Source organism: Lentzea aerocolonigenes (assembly GCF_000955955.1).
Lineage (GTDB): Bacteria > Actinomycetota > Actinomycetes > Mycobacteriales > Pseudonocardiaceae > Lentzea > Lentzea aerocolonigenes_A.
Genome location: NZ_JYJG01000256.1, coordinates 16,466 through 37,654, shown reverse-complemented (window position 1 = coordinate 37,654; position 21,189 = coordinate 16,466). Strand labels below are relative to the sequence as shown.

20 protein-coding genes are annotated in these 21,189 nt (G+C 68.1%); 13 read left to right on the top strand and 7 right to left on the bottom strand.

Annotated elements, in window-relative coordinates; genetic code table 11:
- Window positions 1–583: hypothetical protein (locus UK23_RS53015; protein WP_045315100.1), on the top strand; the 583-nt coding region annotated here is incomplete at its 5' end.
- Window positions 584–678: 95 nt separating this feature from the next.
- A complete protein-coding gene (locus UK23_RS30345) occupies window positions 679–981 on the top strand; it encodes a hypothetical protein (protein ID WP_045315099.1) in 303 nt (100 codons plus the stop codon).
- Window positions 982–1,199: 218 nt separating this feature from the next.
- Here UK23_RS30345 and UK23_RS30340 read toward each other — a convergent pair whose 3' ends face one another.
- The 4 genes from UK23_RS30340 to UK23_RS30325 form a co-directional block, all read right to left on the bottom strand.
- Window positions 1,200–2,144, bottom strand: coding sequence for a C40 family peptidase (locus UK23_RS30340; RefSeq protein WP_231114745.1), 945 nt, complete (start codon window positions 2,142–2,144; stop codon window positions 1,200–1,202).
- 264 nt (window positions 2,145–2,408) lie between these two features.
- On the bottom strand, window positions 2,409–3,380 hold the full coding sequence (locus tag UK23_RS30335) for a C40 family peptidase (protein WP_045315097.1): 972 nt from the start codon (window positions 3,378–3,380) through the stop codon (window positions 2,409–2,411).
- A 74-nt stretch (window positions 3,381–3,454) separates the two neighbouring features.
- Window positions 3,455–3,772: a hypothetical protein gene (locus UK23_RS30330; protein ID WP_045315096.1), complete on the bottom strand. Its 318-nt coding sequence runs from the start codon at window positions 3,770–3,772 to the stop codon at window positions 3,455–3,457.
- 33 nt (window positions 3,773–3,805) lie between these two features.
- A complete protein-coding gene (locus UK23_RS30325) occupies window positions 3,806–4,156 on the bottom strand; it encodes a hypothetical protein (RefSeq protein WP_156213481.1) in 351 nt (116 codons plus the stop codon).
- Window positions 4,157–4,235: 79 nt separating this feature from the next.
- On the opposite strand from UK23_RS30325, the gene UK23_RS30320 reads away from it, so the two are divergent.
- The 5 genes from UK23_RS30320 to UK23_RS30300 are packed head-to-tail and all read left to right on the top strand — an operon-like array spanning window position 4,236 to window position 8,785.
- Window positions 4,236–5,228, top strand: coding sequence for an ABC transporter substrate-binding protein (locus UK23_RS30320; RefSeq protein WP_045315094.1), 993 nt, complete (start codon window positions 4,236–4,238; stop codon window positions 5,226–5,228).
- A 4-nt stretch (window positions 5,229–5,232) separates the two neighbouring features.
- The gene (locus tag UK23_RS30315) at window positions 5,233–6,432 is read left to right on the top strand and encodes an MFS transporter (protein ID WP_196777947.1); all 1,200 of its coding nucleotides are present in this window, start codon (window positions 5,233–5,235) and stop codon (window positions 6,430–6,432) included.
- A gap of 43 nt (window positions 6,433–6,475) precedes the next feature.
- Window positions 6,476–7,450: a hypothetical protein gene (locus UK23_RS30310; protein ID WP_045315093.1), complete on the top strand. Its 975-nt coding sequence runs from the start codon at window positions 6,476–6,478 to the stop codon at window positions 7,448–7,450.
- A 13-nt stretch (window positions 7,451–7,463) separates the two neighbouring features.
- Entirely contained in the window at window positions 7,464–8,381 is a 918-nt protein-coding gene (gene pip, locus UK23_RS30305) for a prolyl aminopeptidase (RefSeq protein ID WP_045315092.1), read from the top strand.
- Complete coding sequence (locus tag UK23_RS30300) at window positions 8,378–8,785, top strand: DUF1992 domain-containing protein (RefSeq protein ID WP_045315091.1); 408 nt, start codon at window positions 8,378–8,380, stop codon at window positions 8,783–8,785. Before pip ends, UK23_RS30300 begins: the two co-directional genes overlap by 4 nt.
- Before the next feature lie 3 nt (window positions 8,786–8,788).
- Here UK23_RS30300 and UK23_RS30295 read toward each other — a convergent pair whose 3' ends face one another.
- On the bottom strand, window positions 8,789–9,307 hold the full coding sequence (locus UK23_RS30295) for a lytic polysaccharide monooxygenase auxiliary activity family 9 protein (RefSeq protein ID WP_045315090.1): 519 nt from the start codon (window positions 9,305–9,307) through the stop codon (window positions 8,789–8,791).
- Between the two features lie 320 nt (window positions 9,308–9,627).
- On the opposite strand from UK23_RS30295, the gene UK23_RS30290 reads away from it, so the two are divergent.
- From UK23_RS30290 to UK23_RS30280, 3 genes are all read left to right on the top strand, one after another.
- Window positions 9,628–13,053: a glycoside hydrolase family 2 TIM barrel-domain containing protein gene (locus UK23_RS30290; RefSeq protein ID WP_156213480.1), complete on the top strand. Its 3,426-nt coding sequence runs from the start codon at window positions 9,628–9,630 to the stop codon at window positions 13,051–13,053.
- 164 nt (window positions 13,054–13,217) lie between these two features.
- Window positions 13,218–15,254, top strand: coding sequence for an ATP-binding protein (locus tag UK23_RS30285; RefSeq protein WP_045315089.1), 2,037 nt, complete (start codon window positions 13,218–13,220; stop codon window positions 15,252–15,254).
- A gap of 95 nt (window positions 15,255–15,349) precedes the next feature.
- Window positions 15,350–16,471 carry a LuxR C-terminal-related transcriptional regulator gene (locus UK23_RS30280; RefSeq protein WP_045315088.1) on the top strand — a complete coding sequence of 374 codons (1,122 nt, stop codon included), beginning with the start codon at window positions 15,350–15,352 and terminating at the stop codon, window positions 16,469–16,471.
- Here the strand turns inward: UK23_RS30280 and UK23_RS30275 are convergent.
- Window positions 16,455–17,108, bottom strand: a complete 654-nt coding sequence (locus UK23_RS30275) for a DedA family protein (RefSeq protein WP_045315087.1) — start codon at window positions 17,106–17,108, stop codon at window positions 16,455–16,457. The genes UK23_RS30280 and UK23_RS30275 overlap by 17 nt on opposite strands.
- A gap of 23 nt (window positions 17,109–17,131) precedes the next feature.
- Between UK23_RS30275 and UK23_RS30270 the strand changes: the two genes are divergently transcribed.
- The 3 genes from UK23_RS30270 to UK23_RS30260 all read left to right on the top strand — a co-directional run bounded on the left by UK23_RS30270 (window position 17,132) and on the right by UK23_RS30260 (window position 18,822).
- Window positions 17,132–17,923 (top strand): cytochrome c biogenesis CcdA family protein, encoded by a 792-nt coding sequence (locus UK23_RS30270; RefSeq protein ID WP_231114744.1) that lies wholly within the window; start codon window positions 17,132–17,134, stop codon window positions 17,921–17,923.
- An 8-nt stretch (window positions 17,924–17,931) separates the two neighbouring features.
- Window positions 17,932–18,402, top strand: a complete 471-nt coding sequence (locus UK23_RS30265; protein WP_045315085.1) for a TlpA family protein disulfide reductase — start codon at window positions 17,932–17,934, stop codon at window positions 18,400–18,402.
- 144 nt (window positions 18,403–18,546) lie between these two features.
- Window positions 18,547–18,822, top strand: coding sequence for an HPF/RaiA family ribosome-associated protein (locus tag UK23_RS30260; RefSeq protein WP_045315084.1), 276 nt, complete (start codon window positions 18,547–18,549; stop codon window positions 18,820–18,822).
- Window positions 18,823–18,876: 54 nt separating this feature from the next.
- Here the strand turns inward: UK23_RS30260 and UK23_RS30255 are convergent, their stop codons facing one another.
- Window positions 18,877–21,111 (bottom strand): PEP/pyruvate-binding domain-containing protein, encoded by a 2,235-nt coding sequence (locus UK23_RS30255; protein WP_045315107.1) that lies wholly within the window; start codon window positions 21,109–21,111, stop codon window positions 18,877–18,879.
- Window positions 21,112–21,189 lie beyond the last annotated feature (78 nt).

Sequence of the window (21,189 nt, the reverse complement as noted above, 5' to 3'; positions counted from 1 at the left end):
CATCGCCGTCGAGTCGCTGGTCACGCGCGCCTCGTGGCCGGACGCGGACCGCCGCTGGGTCCGGCGCACGCTGGAGCCGTGGTTCAAGGAGGGGTGGAGCGTCGACGCCGTCCTGGTCGCCATCGACACCCGCCCGGACGGCACGCGCCAGGGCCGGCCGCGCTCGCGCTCGCAGGTGGCGCACGAGTTCCTGCGCGCCCGGATGATGGTGTGGACCGGCGACGGCGCCCGCCTCGCCCGCCCGCCGTTAGCCGGCATGTCGCTGGGCGAGTGGTTCCGCGTGAACCGCCGCAACGCCTTGCTGCACGCTCGGCGCTCTGGTGCTGCCTTGACGTCCGAGGGCGAGCGCGCACGGGCGGAGTCGCGTGCCCTGGCCCACCGCCGCGACCCGGTCGAACGCAGCCGCGAGAAGGCCCGCCGCCGCACCCAGGCGCTCGACAGCCTGCTGGTCCCCGGCCAGGAGGCCCCGTCGTTCGCCGACTCGTGGCGCCTGGTCGCCGAACTGATCCCCGTGCCCCGCGTCTGCTCGGCGTGCGGCCACGTCCGAAACGAGGTGACACGCCCGGCCCACCGCGTCGCCTAGGTCCATTCACCTGCCAATTCGCTGAACGGTGATTGAGGTCGGCCGATCCAGGGAACACCGGACGAGTTTCTTGTTTCCTGCCTGAAGGGGCCGACATGCTCGAAGTGACGCCGATGGCTGCCGAGGTCATCAACGAGCTGACGTCGCAGTCAGCCGCCACCGACGACGGCGTCGGCCTGCGCTTCGCTCTCGCGGTCGAGCAGAACAGCCAGGCCGCGCTCGAACTGTCGCTGAGCGAACCCGTCGACGGCGACGAGGTCGTGGCAGCTCCCGCGGGCGCCAAGGTCATCATGGAGCCGGCCGCGGCCCAGTACCTGGAGGACAAGGTCCTCGACGTGCGCGAGGACTCCGAGGGCAACCCGGCCTTCGCGATCGGTCGCCAGGACCAGCCGAACTGACCGGCTCACGCTTCCGCCGTGGTCCGGAGATTTCGGGGTGATCACTTGAGATGGCACACGCGCCCTCCGCTGTAGACGGCTGGGGGCTGTCCACCGTGAATGCAACGGGCCGGGCCTCTCAGCGGAGAAGCCCGGCCCGTTGCACGAACACACCCCGCTGAAGCGACAGAAGCGCCCCCTGCCCGAAGGCAAGGGGCGCTCCCGGCGAACGAACGAGCTCAGCCCTCGATACGGCGGATGACCGAGATCGGGCCGATCGAGTCGATGTCGGCGATCTTCACCGGCACACCCTCGGTGGACGCGTGCACCGCGCGGATGCCGTCCACAGCCATGGCCACGTGGGACTGGCTGGAGTAGTAGACGATGATGTCGCCGGCCTTGACCTCGCTGCGGCTGACCGGGCGACCCGCGGCCGCCTGGGCGTAGCTGGTGCGGCCGATGGTGACGCCGGCCGAGCGGTACGCGGCCTGGATCAGCGAGGAGCAGTCCCAGGTGTCCGGGCCGTTGGAGCCGTAGACGTACCGCTTGCCGCGCTGGTCCAGGGCGAACTGCAGTGCCCTGCCCGCGGTGCCCGCCGGCACCGAGATGTTCGACATGTCGCCGGAGTTGGCCAGCTGGTTCTTGACCGTGTTGCTCAGCGACCGGTACTGCGCCTGCGCCTCGGCGAGTTGCTTGTCGAGGTCGGCCTTCTTGGCCTCGATCTCGCCGAGCAGCTTCTTCGACGCCTCGGTGGCGTCGTTGGCCGTCTTCGTCGCGGCGTCCGCGGCGTTGACCGCGTCCGTCAGGTTCTTCAGCGCCTCCGCGTTGTCGGCCGCGAGGATGTTGATGGCCGACATGCGGTTGAGGAAGTCCTGCTGCGAGTCGCTCACGAGCAGCGCGGAGATCTGGTTGAAGCGCGCGCCCTCGAACGTGGACTCGGTGAGGACGTCGACGTGTCCGCGGAGGGACTCCTCGGCCTTCTGGGCGTTCGCGAGATCGCCCTTGGCCTTGTCCAGTTCACCCTGCTTGGCCGCGAGGTCGTCCTTGGCCTTCAGGTGGTCCTGGTTGAGCTGAGATGCCTTCTCGGACAGCTCGTTGTACTTCTTGAGCGCGTCCGCGGGGGAAGGCTGTGCGGTGGCCGGCGCCGTGGGGAGGGCTGCTGCGACGACCGCTGCGGTCGCCACGAGTGCTCCACGCACGGTGCGGCGTGAGGGGTGCGACAGCACGTCGCGGGTCCTCCTTTGTCATGGCAGCCGCCTCGCGAGAACTACTGCGTGTGAGGCGGCAACCTTGGCGTGTGCCCCGAGTGGGTTAACTGCTGGGCCGAAGGTCTCGGACAGGTTACGGAACGGCCTGGTGTTCGTCTACCGCCGGGTCCTCAACAGTTCACCGACTCGCACGCTCTCACAGTCGCCTACGTCGGTTTATCGCGGGGTGGGAGAGAAGCGTCACCCGACGACCCGGCGAATCACCGAAATGGGTCCGATCGAGTCGATGTTCGCGATTTTCACCGGCACACCCTCGGTGGACGCGTGCACCGCGTTGACGCTGTCCACCGCCATGGCCACGTGCGACTGACCTGCGTAGTAAATGATGAGGTCGCCCGGCGCGACCTGCGCGCGCGTCACCCCGCGGCCGATCTTCGCCTGGTCATAGGTGACGCGGGGGATCGTGACACCGGCCGCCCGGTACGAGGCCTGCATCAGCGACGAGCAGTCCCACGAGTTCGGCCCGTTGGAGCCGAACACGTACGGCTTGCCCTGCTGGCTCAGCGCGAAGCTCAGCGCCGCCCCGGCCGCACCCGCCGGCACCGGCACGTTCACCACCGGGCCGGGAGCCGCCAGCGTCTGCTTCTGCGGCGCGGACAGCGACTGGTACTTGGTCCGCGCGGTCGTGACCTGCTGGTCCATGGCGACCTTGCGGGTGGAGACGTCCGCGGCGAACTTCTCGGCGGCGGCCGCGGCCTTGGTGGCGTCGTTGCGCGCCACCGTCGCCGCGTTGAGCGTGGCGGTCATCCGCGACACGGCGTCGTTCTGGTCGGCGGCGATCATGTTCATCGCCGACATCCGCTCCAGGAAGTCCTGCTGGGACGTCGACGTCAGGAACGCCGACAGGTTGTTGAGCCGCGCGCCCTCGAACGACGCCGTGGTCAGCACGTCGACCTGGCCGCGGTACTGCTCCGACTCGGCCAGCGCCTTCTTCTCCGCCTCGGTGGCGGCACCCACGATCGCGTTCGCCCTGGCCAGGTCGCTCTGGGCCTTGAGGTGGTCCTGGGTGAGCTTCTCGGCCTCGCGGGTCAGGTCGGTGTAGGCCTTCAGCGCGTCGTCGGCGGGCTGGGCGTGCGCCGTGGGCATCGACACCACCGTCGCGGCGATCACAGCGGCCAGAGCGGTCGTCCTTGCAGCACGTCGGCCGGGCACGCGGCCTCCTCAGGAGTCGGGAATCGGACTTCTGAGGAGGCGTACGGCCGAACAGCGGACTCGGTTCAGCCCGATCAGGCGGCGCGGCGCGCCGAGATCGAGGCGCGGCAGGCGGCGATCAGCCGGTTGGTGGCGGCGCTGCCCCCGCACCCACAGCGGGGGCAGCGCATCGCGACATCACCGGAGAGTTCGTCGACCACCACGCCCAGCTCGGCGTCGCAGCCTCGGCACCAGCGGTGTCGCGTGACCGGGTTGACGTGCAGGGGAGACGCCACGCACTGGTGGATCCACCTGCCATGCACGTGGCAGGTCAGCCGGTCGTCGGGCGCCAGCACGCCGTCGTCCTCCGCGAGGTCCTCCTCGACCAGCGTGGCGATGAGATTGGCGATCATGGCGTCCTCCCGATCCGATACCTGCCTCTGCTGTCACGTCGAAGGAGCCGGCTCCGTATCGACACGGGACGCCAACTTCTTCAGCGCCCACGCACATCCGAGCCCCAACGACTCGCCCGTGGCAGTGGGACGCGAGACGACCGCGAAGCCCGTGTCCGGCAGGGTGAGGGACGCGGCGCTTGCCTGAACGGCGGCCTGGGCGGGCGCGGCGGCGGTCAGGTGGTGGGTGGCGCCGTGGTGGCAGAACTCCCCGGAGATGCCGGGCGTGAACGCGCCGTGGTGCGCGGGCTCCGGCGGGCACATCGGGGTGACGGCGAAAACCGCGATGAGCATCAGTGCGACGACGACGGCGAATCGACGCCCTGTCGTCAAGTGGTTCCGCACGGTGACCAACCTGCCGGTGTGGCGGACCTTCTGAAGCGTCCTGTTAGGTTAGGTAAGCCTAATTTCAGGAGGTGGACAAGTGCGCAGGACAGTCGCCGCGGTTCTGCTGCTCGGCCTGGTCGCCGGGTGCGGTGGTAACGCCCCGGCGGAGCAGCCGGGTGGCCAGTGGTCGTTCAAGGACGACCGCGGCAAGGAGGTCACCGCTCCCAAGCGGCCGGAGCGCGTCGTCGCGCAGGTGTCCGCGGCAGGTGCTCTGAAGGACTACGGGATCAACGTCGTCGGCACGTTCGGCCCGCTGAAGCGTCCGGACGGCAGCACCGACCCCGAGGCGGGCAGCATCGACCCGAGCCAGGTCACCGACATCACCGGACCCGGCTACGGCGAGATCGACTTCGAGAAGTTCGCCGCGCTGAACGCCGACCTGGTCGTCGCGGGCTACTACCCGGAGGTCACCGGGCTCTGGCACCTCACGGCCGAGTTCGAGGAGAAGGTGCTCAAGGTCGCCCCGACCGTCGGCATCGGACAGTCGAAGATCCAGCTGCCGGACGGGATCAAGCGCTTCCGCGACCTGGCGAAGTCGCTCGGCGCGGACGTCGACTCGGCCGAGGTGAAGGCCGGCGAGGCCGAGTTCACCAAGGCGGCCGACCGGCTCAAGGCCGTGGGCAGGAAGATGACGGACGCCGGCCAGAAGATCCAGGTCGTCGGCGCGGATCCGAAGCTGTTCTACGTCGCCGTGCCCGCCCGCAACCCGGACCTCGACTGGTACCAGAAGGAACTCGGGCTGCCGCTGCTCACGCCCGAGAAGCCCGACAGCGAGGGCGGCGGCTACTTCCAGTCGCTGTCGTGGGAGAACTCCGGCACGTACAAAGAGCACGTGATCATGTGGGACACCCGCGCGCACGTGTTGAACCCGGAGAAGATGAAGGAAGGCCACCCGGTCTTCCAGGCGCTCCCGGCCGTGCAGGCCAACCGGTTCGTCGAGTGGAACGCCGTGGCCCCGCTGAGCTGCTCCTCGTACGCCAAGATCATGAATAAATTGGCTGACCAGCTCGAACAGGTGTTGGCACGATGACCGTGTGCTGACGCTTCTGAAGGACAACGGCCCGTTGCGCGCGCTCTGCACCGCACGGGTCGTTTCGGTTGTGGGGGATGCGCTCAGCCTCGTCACGCTGATGCTGCACGTGCAGTCCGTGCTCGGGAAAGCGGTCGCGGTGGCCGCGCTGCTGCTCGTGGGCGACTTCGCGCCGTCGTTGCTCAGCCCGCTGACAGGTGTCATCAGCGACCGGTTCGACCGGCGCACGGTCATGATCGTCTGCGAACTGGCGCAGGGCGTGCTGCTGGCGGCCATCGCGTTCACGCTGCCGCCGTTGCCGATCCTGCTCGTGCTGGTCGGTCTGCGCGCGGTGATCGGGCAGATCTTCATCCCGGCCTCGCGGGCGGCCGTGCCGAGCCTGGTGGCGCAGAAGGACCTCGGGCCGGCGAACACCGCGCTGGGCCTGGGTTCCAACAGCGCGGACGTGATCGGGCCGTTCCTCGCCGCCGCGCTGCTGACGTTCCTCGACACGCGTGGCGTGCTGCTCGTGGACGCCGTTTCGTTCGGTGTGTCCGCGTTGTTGTTGCTGCGGCTGCCGAGGCTGATGGTTGCTTCCGAGCCGGGGGAGTCCGTGTTCGCCGACGCCAGGGAAGGCCTGGGCGAGATCTGGCGCAACCGGGCGCTGCGGATCATCTTCCTGGGGTTCTGCGGTGTGGTGGCGTGCACGGCGATCGACGACGTCGCCGTGCTGCAGCTGACCGTCGTGGTGTTCGGCCAGTCGGAGAGCATCGCGGGCGTCATCCTCGGCGCGGTCGGCATTGGTCTGCTGATCGGGTATGCCTTGCTGGCCAAGGGATCAACGCGGATGAGCATGGTCGCGATGCTCGTCACCGGGTTCGTGATCAGCAGTGCGGGCAACCTGTGCACCGGTCTCGCGTGGGGCGTCGCGTCGGCGTTCGCGCTGCAAGCCGTGCGCGGGCTGGGCATCGCGGCGATGGACGTCGCGCACAGCACGCTGATCCAGCGGCTCGTGCCCGGTGATCGGACGGGCAGGGTGTTCGGCAACTTCTACGGCGGAATTGGTGTGGCAGCGGCAGTTTCGTACATCGGCGGTGGTCTGCTCATCGACGTCATCGGGCCGCAGCTGACGCTGATCGCGGCCGGCGGCGCGGGAGTTCTGGTGGCAGCGGGGGTGGTTGCCGCTTCACCCACAAGAGGTGTTGAGTGGGAATCAGCCTCTTGAGGGGAGAAGGCGTATGTGGGGGAAGCGCATCGCTGTCCTTGCCATGTCGATTTTACTGGTCGGAACGACCGCGTCCGTTGCGCAGGCAGACACCGGGGTCGTGCCTGCGTCGACGTCGTGGGTGTCCGCTGACCGCGGTTGGGTGCTGGGGGTGGACACCTTGTGCCCCACCGCGAAATGCACGCAACTCGTCCGCACGCTCGACGGCGGCACGACGTGGACGAGGGTGAAGACCCCGGCGTTGTCGATCCCGGAGACGGACCGGCTGCGGGTGGTCTTCGCGAACGACGCCGCCGGCATGGTGACCGACGGCGAGCAGCTGTTCGTCACCAGCAACGGCGGCACCCGCTGGGAGCCGCTGGGGATGAAGGGAACCGTTGGGGCCCTTGGCTTCGACAACAACGGGTTCCTCGCGGTGATCTACGACGGCACGTCGTCGCGGTTGTTCCACCGCGAGCTGTGGTTCGGCTCGTGGCAGCCGGTGCCGGGCGTCGAGGTCAAGGGCCGGGCGTTCGGCGAGATCGCGCAGGGCCAGGTCTCGCTGTCCACGTTCGGTGTGGAGAACCGGTACTGGACCCGGTCACCGGCCGGCTGGTTCGAAGAGGCCGCGCCGTGCGACATCTTCTCGGCGACCCAGCTCGGCAACGTCGGCACCGACCGGTACGCCCTGTGCAGCTTCGATCCCGGCTTCGGGAACATGACCAAGGAGCTCCGCAAGTCCGACGGCGGCCCGTTCAAGACGATCAGCACGCCGCCGCGCGAGGGCATCACGACCGGCTTCGCGATCTCACCGGAGGCGGCGCTCGTGGCCGCGACCGGGCGGGACTGGTCGTTCGTGCACCGCGGTCCCGGCGAGAAGTGGGACACGCTGCTCACGCTGGGCGGGCCGCCGTTCGAGGACCTGGCGTTCTCGGACGCGAAGCACGCCACGCTCGTGCGCGGCGGGCCTGGTCAGGAGTTCGCCGAGGTGTATCGGACCGATGACGCCGGATTGAACTGGAAGGTCGTCAAGATCTAGATACCCTGGGCTCATGGAGCCTTTGGACCAGGGAATGCTCGACGTCGGCGACGGCAACCAGATCTTCTGGTACGTCGTCGGCGATCCCGGCGGCAAGCCCGCCGTGCACGTGCACGGCGGGCCCGGCGGTCCGGCGAAGTACGCGGGCAAGTCGTTCGGCGACGCCGAGTTCAAGTTGGTCGTCTTCCACCAGCGCGGCTGCGGCAAGAGCACACCGCACGCGAGCGACCCGGCCGCGGACATGAGCGTGAACACCATCGACCACCTGATCGCGGACATGGAGAAGCTGCGCGAGCACCTCGGCATCGACAGGTGGCTGGTGTACGGCGGGTCGTGGGGCACCACGCTCGCGCTGGCCTACGCGCAACGGCATCCCGAGCGCGTCACCGAGATGATCCTGGTCGCGGTCACCACGGCGTCCCAGCGCGAGCTGGACTGGCTGTACAAGGGCGTTTCCCGGTTCTTCCCGGAAGCGTGGGAACGGTACAGCGCGCACGTCGGTCACGCGCCGGACGTGGTGCGCGCCTACGCCGACCTGATGGAGGATCCCGCGCGGCGCGACCAGGCCGCCGCCGAGTGGTGCAGGTGGGAGGACACCGTGCTGTCGCTGGAGAGCTTCGGCAGCCCGGCGATGTTCAGCGAACGGCCGGACGACGACCTCATCGCGTTCGTGCGGATCTGCGCGCACTACTACGCGAACCTCGGTTTTCTGGAGGACGGCTCGCTTCTGCGCGATGCCGGCAAGCTCGCGGGCATCCCGGCCGCGCTGATCCACGGCCGTCGCGACATGAGCTGCCCTGCCGACACCGCCTACGCGCTGGCGCAGGCGTGGCCGGACGCCGAACTGACCCTTGTGGACGACAGTGGCCACAAGGGCAGCCCCGCGTTCAACGAGGCGATTCAGGCCGCGATCAGGAGGTTCTCCCCGTGACGCAACGCAAACCGCAGGGCATGGACTTCGAGACGTGGATCGACAGGCAGATCCGCGAAGCCCAGGAACGCGGCGAGTTCGACGACCTGCCGAGCGCTGGAAAACCGTTGTCCGGCGCGGGTGAACCGCTCGAGGAAGACTGGTGGCTCAAGAAGAAGGTCCGGGAGGAAGAGGGCACGGCAGGGTTGCCCCCTTCCCTGGTGTTGCGCAAGCAGGCCGAGACCGCCAGGACCCGTGCCCTGGCGGCCGAGACCGACGACGAGGCGCGCGCGATCATCGAGAAGGTGAACGCGGAGATCCTCGACGCGTTGCGCAAACCGTTGTCCGGTCCGCCTTTGAACATCATGCCGTTCGACGTCGAGCAGGTGGTGCGTGAGAGGAAGGGGTCCTCACGCGCCGAGTAGCCGCTACTTCGAGTTGATGTCGATGCAGGAGTAGAACGCGTTGGCGGTGTCGCCGATGTTCCAGACGGCGAGAACCTTGTGCCTGCCCGCGGAACCCACGTTGACCGTGTGGGACACGGTGGCCGGCGGCTGCTGGTTGTTGCCGCTGAAGTTCGCGACCTTGCGGCCGTCGACGAAGTAGTCGTAGTCGCGCGTGCGGTGCCTGGCGGTGAACGTCCAGTTGAACGTCACCGAACGGCCGGTCTGAGCGACCTTCCAGCCCTTGTTGTCGTTGTTGAGAATCGCGAACTGCGACAGGTTGGCGTTGCAGCTCTTCAGGCCCTTCGGACCCTCGACCGACTGCGGCTCCCACTGGATGGCGCCACAGTCCTTGAAGGTGCCGTTGGCGCACTGCGCCTGACGGCTGGCAGGCGACGACACGTAGCCGTGCGCGAAGGCCGTGCCGGTGGGGAGAGCCACGAGGACCAACGGAGCAGCCAGAACACCTGCCAGCGCGGCAGCAAGCCTGGGTCGATTCTTCATGTGACTTCCTTTGCCTTGATGTTGCTTGCGTGCTTCTACATCGCGGCGGCGGTTGAAGGTCTAGACCATACCGCGCGTAATCAGGAGGCCACAAGATGTGTCGATAGATCAGTCAGATAAGCGATTACCGCTCAGCTTTGTACAACACCGAAATTTCGGTCAGGGTTGAGCGAAGCCGTTTGATTCTGGGATGTTCTGCGCAACTTCGAGGTGTCTTGGGGTGCGCGGTGCGTTCGATCGTGGCGTTGTTGCTGGCTTCTGTCGTAGTCGCCCCTCCAGTGGAAAACCGGGATGTGTACCGGTTTCTCGAGGATCCGCGCATGACCGGAGAGGGCCAGCAACCGCATCACGCGGAGCTCCGGCCGTACTCGAGTGTGGAAGAAGCGTTGCGCGGCAAAGAGAGCACGCCGTACACCCGAACGCTCGACGGCTCGTGGCAGATCAAGATGTTCGACCTGCCGACCGACGTGCCGCGCGGATTCGCCGAACCTGGCTACGACGTGTCGAGGTGGCGGACCGTGACGGTGCCGCACACCTGGCAGACCGACGGGCTCGACCACCCGATGTACCGCAACACGGTCGAGGAGATGTGGCCGGACGATCCGCCGCACGTTCCGCGCGACGTGAATCCGACGGCTGCTTACGTGAAGTCGTTCTACGTGCCGGAGAAATGGCGTGAGCAGCGAACGTTCCTCAGGTTCGAGGGCGTGACCGCGGGTTACTTCGTGTGGGTCAACGGGAGGTACGCGGGCTTCGACCAGGGCGGGTACACGCCGGCCGAGTTCGACGTCAGCGATCTGCTGGTGGCCGGGCGGAACCGGCTCGCGGTGCAGGTGCACAGGTGGGGTGCCGGGTCGTACCTGGAGGACTACGACCAGTGGCGCTACAGCGGCATCTTCCGCTCGGTCTGGATGTACTCCGCGCCGGACAGGCGGATCCGGGACGTCTCGATCATCACGCAGGGCTCGGTGCTGTCCGCTGATCTGGACCTGACCGCGGGTGGCACGGTCTGGGGCGGGCTGTACGACGAGGATCGCCGGCTCGTCGCTTCGGGCACGACGGGTTCTGGCCGGCTCGTGCTGCCGGTGCGGGATCCGCTGCGGTGGAACGACGAGACGCCGAACCTCTACACGCTCGTGCTGAAGCTCGACAACGGGTTCGTGACGCGCGAGACGACCGGGTTCCGGGACATCACCATCGCGGACCGGCAGCTCGAGGTCGACGGCAGACGCGTGCTGTTCAAGGGCGTGAACAGGTCCGAGACCGATCCGGACCACGGGCGGCACGTGCCGCGGGCGAACCAGCGCCGCGACGTCGAGTTGATGAAGAGCCTGCACATCAACGCGGTCCGGACGTCGCACTACCCGAGCGATCCTCACTTCTACGACCTCGCGGACTCGCGCGGGATGTGGATCGCGGACGAGATGGACGCCGAGACGCACGCGCACGAGAACTGTCCAGAGGACTGCCTGGCCGACCGTCCTGAGTGGGGTGACGCGTTCCTCGACCGGTTCGTCGCGATGGTCGAGCGGGACAAGAACCACCCGAGCGTCTTCATGTGGGACACCGGGAACGAGGCGGGGCTCGGGGCGGCGCACTACCGGATGGCGGAGTGGGCTCGCGCGCACGACCCGTCACGGCCGCTCTACCACCAGCCGAACAAGCCTTCGGGAGACGCGCCGTTCGCGCACGTCTGGGGGCCGCGCTACCCGTCGCCGGAGAAGTTCGCCACGCAGGTCGCGCAGACCACCAAGCCGCTGATCATGGGCGAGTACGCGCACGCGATGGGCAACAGCCTCGGCAACTTCCGCGAGTTCTGGGACGTCATCCGGGCCAACCCGCAGGCGCAGGGCGGGTTCGTCTGGGACTGGGCCGAGCAGAACATCCGGCAGCCGTTGCGGATCTCGCCCGACTCGTCCGGGAACGGGATCCTCGCGCACATCACCGGGTCGCCGTCCACTGTGGACGGCCATCGGGGCAGGGCTCTGGACTTCTCCGGGCTGGACGACTTCGTCGAGGTGTACCGGGATTCTCGCCTGGATCTGCTGGGACCGTTGACGTTGGACGCGTGGGTGAAGCCTGCTCTGCCGTTCACGGACTTCACGATCGTCGCCAAGGGCAACCAGTACGGGTTGCGGATGGCTGATGCTCAGACGCTGGAGTTCTACGCGGGCGGCAAGGTGCGGGCGCCGGTGCCCACCGACTTCTACCACGGGCTCCACCGGGTCACCGGGAAGTACGCGGGCGGGCGGCTGGCGTTGCTGATCGACGGCGTCGAGGTTGCGTCCGTCGCGCAGGCCGGGCCGGTGCCGCGGTCGGCGCATCCGGTGAACATCGGGCGCAACGCCGAGACCATGCGCGAGAAGTACGAAGGCCGGATGGCGCACGGGATCATCGACGAGGTGCGGATCTCGGACGCGTCCAGGGTGGTGCTGGCGCTGGACTTCGACCGTGAGCAGCGGCGCGGCACTTACCTCTCGCACGGGCAGAGCGTCGCGGGCGTCGACGGGGTGGTGGACGCGGATCGGAACCTGCAGCCGGAGACCGCGCAGCTGGCGTGGGTGCATCAGCCGATCAGGTTCTCGTTCGCCGATGGTGTGCTGACGGCGGCGAGTGAACGGGTCTTCGCGCCGATCGCGGGTGAGCTGCGGTGGCAGGTGATCGAAGGCTCGCGGACCGTGCTCGCCGGCACTTCTCCGGTGTCGGTGGAGCCCGGTGGTTCGGTGCGGGTTGCTGTGCCGCCTTCGAGTGCTGCCGCGGAACGGTGGCTCAACGCCGAGCTGATCGTGGACGGCAAGGCGTACGCGCACGACCAGTTCTCGTTGGGCGGCAAGGCTCCTGTTGTCGAGACGGGCGGCTCGGCCGCGGTTTCGGAGACCGCGGACGAGGTGATCATCAGCGGGCAGGGCTTCCGGTACGTCGTGCAGAAGGCGTCCGGTGCGCTGACCTCGATGCGCGTGGGCGGTGCAGAACTCTTGCAGGGCACGAAGCTTGACGTGTGGCGGGCGCCGTTGAGCAACGAGACCGCGTCCTGGGGCACCGATGAGTCGTTGCAGTGGCGCGCGGTGGGCCTGGACCGGCTGCGCACCAAAGCTTCCTCGATCGCGGTCAGCGGGTCGAAGATCACGGTGAAGTCGGTGGCCGCTGCGCAGGACGTGAGCGATGCGGCGTTCGAGCAGACGCTGACCTACGACGTGGATGCGGCGGGAACAATTCGCGTGGAGCAGGAAGTGGTGCCGACCGGGCGGATGCGGTCGTTGCCTTATCTGCCGCGGATGGGAATCGCGCTCGCGGTACCGGAGCGGTTCGGGAACTTCTCCTGGTACGGGCGTGGACCGGGCGAGAGCTACAACGACCGCAAGGACGGCACACCGATGGGTGTGTGGCGGTCGACGGTCGAGAAGGAATATGTGCCTTATGACCGGCCGCAGGGCAATGGCAACCACACCGACACGCGCTGGGCATTGCTGAGCGACGGAATGAGCGGGCTGATGGTGTCGGGCGCGCCGGACGTGTCGGTGAGCCGGTACGACGAGCTCGACCGCGCCGAGTACGGGTTCCAGCGGCAGCGCAACGCCGGGTGGACGACGTTGCACGCCTCGGCGGCGGTGACCGGCGTCGGCGACACCCCGAACCCGGTGCGGCCGAGGTTCCAGGTGCGGCCGGACCAGACGCACACGAGTTCGCTGATTCTGCGGCCGCTGACCGGCGCCGAAGCCGTGCGGGGAATTCCAAGTGGGGGTTGATTCGTCTCAATTCGCGGGTCGTATCAGGCCGTTTGGGCGTTGTGCAGTCTGCATTCGGGCTGTTCAAACCGGTTTTGTGAGTAGTAGTGCAGTTGTGGCGGGATCCTGTCAATCGCGATTGGACGACATTTCTTCGCGCTGCATTCGCTCCTAGAATCCCGCGCATGTGGTCGTCGGTGAACGCGCGCACCCGTCTGGTGGGACGGGAACGCGAGCTGTCCGCCGTGCGACGCCTACTGCGCAGACACCGGCTGGTGACGCTCGTCGGTTCCGGCGGCGCGGGAAAGTCCAGGCTGGCGGCCGAGCTGTGTCCTGGCGAACCCGGCACCGCCGTCGTGGAGCTGGAGTCCGTGCATCGGCCGGACCTGCTGTGGCACGTGGTCGCGTTCTCACTGAACGTGTGGGAGGAGCCGGGCTCGTCGTTGCCGGAGACGGTCGCGCACGCGCTGTCCGAGCACCGCTTCCTGGTGCTGGACAACTGCGAGCACCTCATCCGCGAGGCCGCCGAGGTGGTCGCGGAACTGCTCGCGCGGTGCCCGCGGCTGCGCGTGCTCGTCACTTCTCGTGAACCTCTCGATCTGGCCGGCGAGATGTGCGTCGAGGTCGGTCCGCTCTCCGCCGCCGACGCGCGCACGTTGTTCGTGGCCTGTGGTGGTGCCGCGGAGCTGGCCGATCCGTTGCCGGACTGCCTGCCGCTGGCGATCGAGCTCGCCGCGGCAAGGACGGACGTGCCCGCGCGGCACCGCTCGTTGGACGCGGTGATCAGGTGGAGCTACGACCTGTTGCGCCCGGCCGAGCAGTCCGCGCTGCGCCGGCTTTCCGTGCTGATCGGCGACTTCGACCTCGACCTGGCGTCGGCGGTGTGCGCCTGTTCCGACGACATGGTGCAACTGATGACTTCGTTGCGCGCCAAGTCGTTGGTGGTCCGGTCGCAGCCGTCGTCGTCCAGCGCGCGGTTTCGCGTGCTCGAGTCGATCCGCTTGTTCGGCTTGGCGCGCCTGGAGGAACACGGCGAGGCCGACGCGACGTTCGACCGGCTGATCACCGTGCTGACGCGCATGATCCGCATGGTGGCGTGTGCTCCGTCGATCACCGCCGAGACCGACGAGTGGCTCGACGGCCAGGAACACCAGCTGCTGCACGCCGTGGCCCGTGTGCCTCGCACCGACCCGCGGCACACCTGGCTCGTCGCGGCCGTCGTCCACGTCTGGTACCTGCGCGGCGCGTACGGCGAGGCGATGCGGCTGGCTGCGGAGACCCTGTCGTGCGGACAGCTCCCGGATCACTCGGAGATGCTGCTGTTCCGCGCCGCCTGGCTGGCCGGTTTTCTGGGCGACGGGAAGGAGTCGCTGAGGTTGGCCGAGGCACTCGTCGAGCACCCGGCGACGAGCCGACCGAACTGGGAAGCACGCGCCTGGAACACGCTCGGCTACGCGCGCACGGTGACCGACGATCTTTCCGGCGCCCGCGTCGCCAACGAGCGTTCGATCTCGTGCGCGCGTGCGTTGGGCAACGCGTCGTTGCTCATGACGTTCCTCAACAACCACGCGTGGTTGCTGATGCGCCTCGACGATCTGGACGGGGCGTCGGCGGCGGTGGCGGAGTCGCTGGCGTTCGACGTGCCGGACGGCTACGTGTTGATGGCCACCCGGCACACCGCTGGGGTGATCGCCTTGGAACGCGATGACGTGGACCTGGCCGAGCAGCATTTCGTGTTCGCGCTGCGGGAGGGTGCGCCGTCGTCGGTCGCGCTGGCGGGTGTGCTGGAAGGTCTTGGCGTAGTCGCCGCACGACGCCACGAGGTCGAACGGACCGTGGTGCTCATGGCTGCTGCGGCCGCGACACGCAGCACACGAGGTGCGCGTCAGGAAGTGCCGTGGAATCGGATGGTGGCGGACGCGCGCGACTTCGCCGTGGCTGAGGCGGGGGAGCGGCGGGCGTCTCGCGCTCGGCGGCTGGGCGAACGGCTCGACCACGCCGGGCTGCTGGAGTACGTGAGCGAGGTCGAGCGCGACGAACCGTTGACCATGCGGCAGCAGCAGATCGCCGACCTCGTGGCTGAGGGGCTGACGAACCAGGAGATCGCGGCGAGGCTGGGCATCTCGACCGGCACCGTGCGCTCGCACGTGACGCAGATGCTGACCAGGCTCGGCCTCAGCTCGCGAACCCAGCTCGCCGCGCGGACGGCGCGCGTGCGATGACCTGCGACGACTGCGGTGCTCCGCTCGCGGCACCGGCCAAGTACTGCTCGGGAGCGTGTCGTCAGCGTGCTTATCGTCGAAGGGCTCGGGAGGTCGTGTCAGGGTCGGCGCGGCTCGACACGTTCGTCGGGCGCCACGGTGAACTCGCGGACCTCACGAAACTCCTGGCGCGGCACCGGATCGTCACCGTCGTGGGGCCGCCAGGGGTGGGCAAGTCGCGGCTCGTGCACGAACTGATCGCCCACCGCCGGTACGCGATGCTGGTCGAGCTCGCGGACGTCTTCCGAGTCGCTGATCTGATGCCACCGGAACCCGGTCTGCTCGTTCTCGACGGGTGCGAGCACGTTCTGCAGGAGTGCGCTGACCTGGTGCAGCGCCACCCAACGGTCCGTGTGCTGGCCACGAGTCGTGAGCTGCTGAACGTGCCGGGTGAGCAGGCGTATCGGCTCAGCCCTCTTGAACCGCACGAGGCGAGGAGGCTGTTCTGCGACAGGGCCACCGCTGTCGACAACGAGTTCGACGAGCACACCGCACTGCTGGATGTCTTGTGCGACAAGCTCGACCGGTTGCCGCTGGCGCTCGAGCTGGCCGCACGGCTCGTGCGGGTGCTGACCCTGGAGGAGATCGCGGCGCGGCTCGACAACCGGTTCGCGGTGCTCACGGTCGGACCGCGCGACGCAGAGGCGCACCACCGGTCGTTGCACGCGGCGATCGACCGCAGCTACCAGTTGCTGACCGAGGCCGAACGGGCGGCGCTGCGGATCTTCTCCCTGCTGCCCGGCGGTATCGGTGAGGAGCTCGCCGATGCCTTGTTGCCGTACGGGTGGGAGCTCGCGAAGAGCCTCAACGCGCGATCACTGCTGGAGAGCGGCGAGCGGCTCACGATGCTGAACTCGGTGCGGGTGTTCGCGTTCGACGCGTTGCTGCAGCACGATTCCGTTGCCGTGCGCGACAGACTGCTGGAAGTGCTGGCGACTCTGCCGGAGACCGACGAGGGCGAGGAGGCAGAGGACATCGCGCTCGGACCGTTGTCGTGGCGCGAGGAGAGGTTGCTGCGAGTCGCCGGGATGGTCGCGGAAGGGTTGACCAACAAGCAGATCGCGGACGGCCTGCACGTGTCGCTGCGGACCGTGGAGGCGGACGTGCGCGACCTCAAGACCGTGCTCGGGGTGCGGTCGCGCGCGCAGATCGCAGCCTGGGCTACGCAGGCTCGGTGACTTCTTTCGGGACTTCCTCGCCCGCAGCCTTCTCCGCGGCCTTCGCCAGCCGCTTCTTCACCACGAACACGCCGGCCACGCCGGCCACCACGGCGATCGCCAGGCCCGCGTAGGAGAAGCCCTTCAGCCACTTCTCGGCCACCACACCCAGGTAGTAGACGGCCGCCGTCGTGCCGCCCGCCCACACCACGCCGCCGAGCGCGTTGGCCACCAGGAACTTGCCGTAGTTCATGTGCAGCGACCCGGCGAGCGGCCCGGCCAGAATGCGCAGCAGTGCCACGAAACGACCGAAGAACACGGCCCACGCACCGCGTTTCTGGAACACACGCCTGGCGTGCTCGAGCTGCGTTTCGCCGAAGTGCTTGGGGAATTTCCGGCCCATCCACACGAACAGCCGAGGTCCGTGGCGACGCCCGATGAGGTAGCCGAAGTTGTCGCCGATGATCGCACCCGCGCTCGCCCACACACCGATCCACAACGGGCTCAGCTCGGCGTGCTGCGAGGCCAGCAACGCGGACGTGACCAGCACGATCTCGCCGGGGAGCGGGATTCCGAGCGACTCGAGTCCGATCACCAGGCCGACGATCACGTACACGAGCAGAGGTGGGATGGCTTCGAGCCACTGTTCGATCGGCACCTCTCAACACTACCGTCGCCGGCGTGAACGACATCGCTTTAGCGGTCCTCGCCGGAATGCTCGCCACGGTCAACCCGTGCGGATTCGCGATGCTGCCTGCGTATTTGGCGCTCGTGGCACGCGACAGCCCGGCGCGGGCCTTCATGTCCGGTTTGGTGATGACTGCCGGATTTGTCACCTTTTTCGGACTGTTCGGGCTTGTCCTCACCCCGATCGCGACCACGCTCAAGCGCTACCTGCCGTTCGTGACCGTCGTGATCGGACTCGCGATGCTGGCGATCGGCGTGCTCCTGCTGCTCGGCAAGGAGCTCTACCTCAGGTTGCCCAAGCTCCAGGCCGCCCCGAAGAGCCTCTGGTCGATGTACGGCTACGGCATCGCGTTCGCCATCGCCTCTCTCTCGTGCGCGATCGGCCCGTTCCTCGTGCTGATAGGCGCGTCCTTGCAGGAGGGCCTGCCCGCGTTCCTCGCCTACGCACTCGGCATGGGCCTCGTGGTCACTGCACTGGCCGTGGCGGGTTCACTGCTCGCACCACGCGTCAGGAAACTCCTCCCGCACGTCGGACGCATCGGCGGTGTGGTCCTCGTCGTGATGGGCGCCTACGTGACCTACTACGGCGTCTATGAGCTGCGGCTCTTCCTCGCGAACGGCAGTGCGCAAGATCCAGTCGTCCAGGCGGCCGGCGGGTTCCAGAGCACGCTCGCCCAGATCGTCGCGGCACTGGGGCCGTGGCCGTTCATCGTCGTGCTCGTCGTGGTGAGCGTCCTGTGGCTGAACCGGAGGAGGCGCAAGGCCGTACGCCCAGACAGGAGGTGAGGAGCCCGATGCGCATCCTCGGAGTACTGCTGGGAGTTGTGCTGCTGCTCGCCGGGTGTGCCGAGAAGGCACCGCCCCCGGAGAAGTTCCAGTTCACGTCGAAGACCCTGGAAGGCGCCGAGTTCCGCGGCGACAAGCTCGTCGGCCAGCCGGCCGTGCTGTGGTTCTGGACGCCGTGGTGCCCGTCGTGCAACGCCGAGGCCGAGATGGTCGAGGACGTCGCCAAGAACCACCACAAGATCCAGTTCGTCGGTGTGGCGGCCGAGGACCAGCTCGACGCGATGAAGAAGTTCGTGTCCGACCACAAGATGGCCAGCTTCCCGCACCTGGCCGACCTCGACGGGTCCGTGTGGAAGCGGTTCGGCGTGACCGCTCAGCCCACGTTCGCGTTCGTCCGCAGTGATGGCGGGGTGGAACTCCTCACCGGCTCGCCCACGAAGGAACAGCTCGACCAGCGCCTGTCCGCACTTATCAAGTGACATCACTAACCCGCGCAGCCGCACCATCTCAGTAGAAAGACCCTGCGCTGTCGGGACCAACGCCTGGTTCGGCGTTGCGATCGGATTCGTATCGTCGAACTGGCCACGTGGCGCTGCCGCGCGGCCTTGAGGAGGCAGGTGTCGATGGACTACATCCAGGTCTCGCTCGCGGAGGCCATTCCCGAGCAGGCCAGGGACTACGCGTCTGCGCGCATCGGCTCGCTGGACCGGTACGCGCCCGAGCGGATCGACTTCGCCTGGGTCAATTTGACTTCGGACAAGGCAGTGATCCACGCACACGCCCGCTTCGACCTCAAATGGGTCGAGGTGCAGGCGTACGCGGAAGCCAACACGGTCACCGAGGTGATCGACCTGCTGCGCGAACGCATGCGGCGCCAGCTGGTCTCCATGCACAACTGATCTCGGTGAGCTGAACCCACCACTCGGCGGCGGACGGGTGGTGGGTTCAGCGCACTATTTTTTGAGCACCTTCTTGACCGTCCCGCGAGCCCCGTCGACCTGAATCACGTCTCCGGTCGAGATCCTGGTCGTCGCGTTTCCACACCCCACGACCGCCGGGATTCCCAGCTCTCGCGCCACGATCGCCGCGTGCGAGAGAGGTGCGCCGACATCGGTCACGACGGCGGCGGCACGGGTGAACAACGGCGTCCAGCCGACGTTCGTCACCGAGGTCACCAGGATCTCGCCCGGTTCCAGCGCCCGGCCCTCATCGATCCAGCGGAGTACCCGGGCCACTCCCTCGACCACGCCTGCCGAGCCGGGGAATCCGGTGATGTCGGACGGCATCGGCACATCCGCAGTGGCGTCGTAGAGATCAGCGCGCCGATCCCGTGAGGCCGCCCAGGACTCCGGATCGAACCGGCCCCGGATCACGGCCGGATACGGCGGGAGCGCGCGATAACGCTCGTATGCCTGCCGTTGCCCGTGCACGCGGTCCAACAACGACGTCTCGCCACCCAGCACACGCAGCACGTCGTCGATCGGCAGGAAGAACAGGTCGTCGCCAGTCTTCGTGAGCTCTCCGGCCCTCAGCACGAACGCGCGCATCACCCAGAACGCGCGCACCATCTCCGACCGCGCCTGCTCCCGAGCCCGCGCCCCTGCCCCGATCTTGGCCAGCCGCTTCTCGATCCGCCCCGCTTGACCGGGATGCGCCGCCACCAGCCGCTCCCAGGCTTCCGAACGCGCCGCCGCCTGCCGCTGCAGCAACGCCTCCGGGTCCGCCAGCGCCTCCATCTGCGCGGTGATCCACGTCGGTGCCTCGGCCGGACGCGGCTGGTAGATCTCGAACTCGTTGTGGCCCCGATGGCCCCACTGCTCGGCGTACTCCTGCCGGTCCAGCTCGCCCGACCGCACCCGCGCCAGCCCGATCAACGGCCCCACGCTCGACAACCCGGCGCCCGCGTGGAACCCGGTCAGCAACGTCGTCGCGTCCTCCTCGCCGACCAGTTCGACGAGCTCCCGCCGGAACGCCGCCGGCCCACCCGCGATCATGCGCGCACCGGCGTCCAGGATCGGGCACACGAACCGCAGCAGGTGGTCGAGCTCGCGGCGCCACAACGCGAGCAGCGCTTCGGGCGACTCGCAATCGGCGATCCTCCTGCGCGCGACGGCACAACGCCCGGGATTGTCGCGGACCAGCTGGGCGAGCCGCGTCCGGTAGAGGAACTGCTGTTTGAGCGGCCCGCCGGCACCCTTGAGCACCGCGCCCAAGATCTCCAAGCGGGACATCGGCAGCGGCGGCACGGTCACGCCGGCCGGGATGCGCCCGAACGTCTCCTCGCCCGACCGCAGCATCTCCTCGGACTTGCCGATCACCGTGCCGATCGCGGTGTACGTGCTGATGTTGAGGTAGAAGCGGCCGCCGATGTTGCCGGAGATCCGGTGCGGCCCGATCGCCGCGCTCGACAGCACCTTCACCAGCGACCACGTCACCGGCGTCATGACCTCGGGGATGGCCTCGCCGACGTTGCCGTTGGACCACAGGTAGTCACCGTCGAGGGTGTCGTTCCACTCGACCCGCAACGACGTTATCGGGCGTGCCTGCAGGATCTGGAACTCGCCGCCGACCAACGCCCATTCGACGTCCATCGGCATCCCGTACAACGCCTCGATCCGCTCGCCCAGAGATACGAGCTCTGCCTTCTGGGCGTCGTCGAGCAGATCTGCGGAGTCGGCCTCGCCGCTGACCAGAGCCTCACCGAGACCGTGGACCGCGTTGATCACCGGCTCGGTCCGTCCGGTCACCGGATCCGCCGTGAACAGCACACCCGAGACATCCGCGGGTGCCATCCGTTGCACGACCACGGCCATCTCGGCGGAGTCGACGGCGTTGTTCTTGCGATAGGCCACCGCTCGTGCGGACTGCAGCGAGTCCCAGCACTTCAGGATCGCGTCGAACAGCCCGCTCTCATCGACGTTCAGCACGGTGTCGTGCTGCCCGGCGAACGACAGTCCCGGCAGGTCCTCCGCGGTGGCCGACGACCGCACCGCCACCGGCCCGCCCAGCGCCTGGAACGCCTCCAGCACACCCTCCATCGACCGCTCCCGGTAGGCGCGGGTGGTGAGGCAGAACCCGGCGGGCACCGGCAGCCCGGCGCGGATCAGCCGGGCCAGCGACGCGCCCTTGCCGCCGACCGCCGCCAGGTCCGCGGCCGGGTCGTCGAGCGGGAGGATCAACGGGATCATGCCGTCCATCGTCGTCCACTTCGCCCGCTCCTGGTGCCGCAACGGTCCAAGCGGTCCGGGTGACAGCTGATGTTTAAC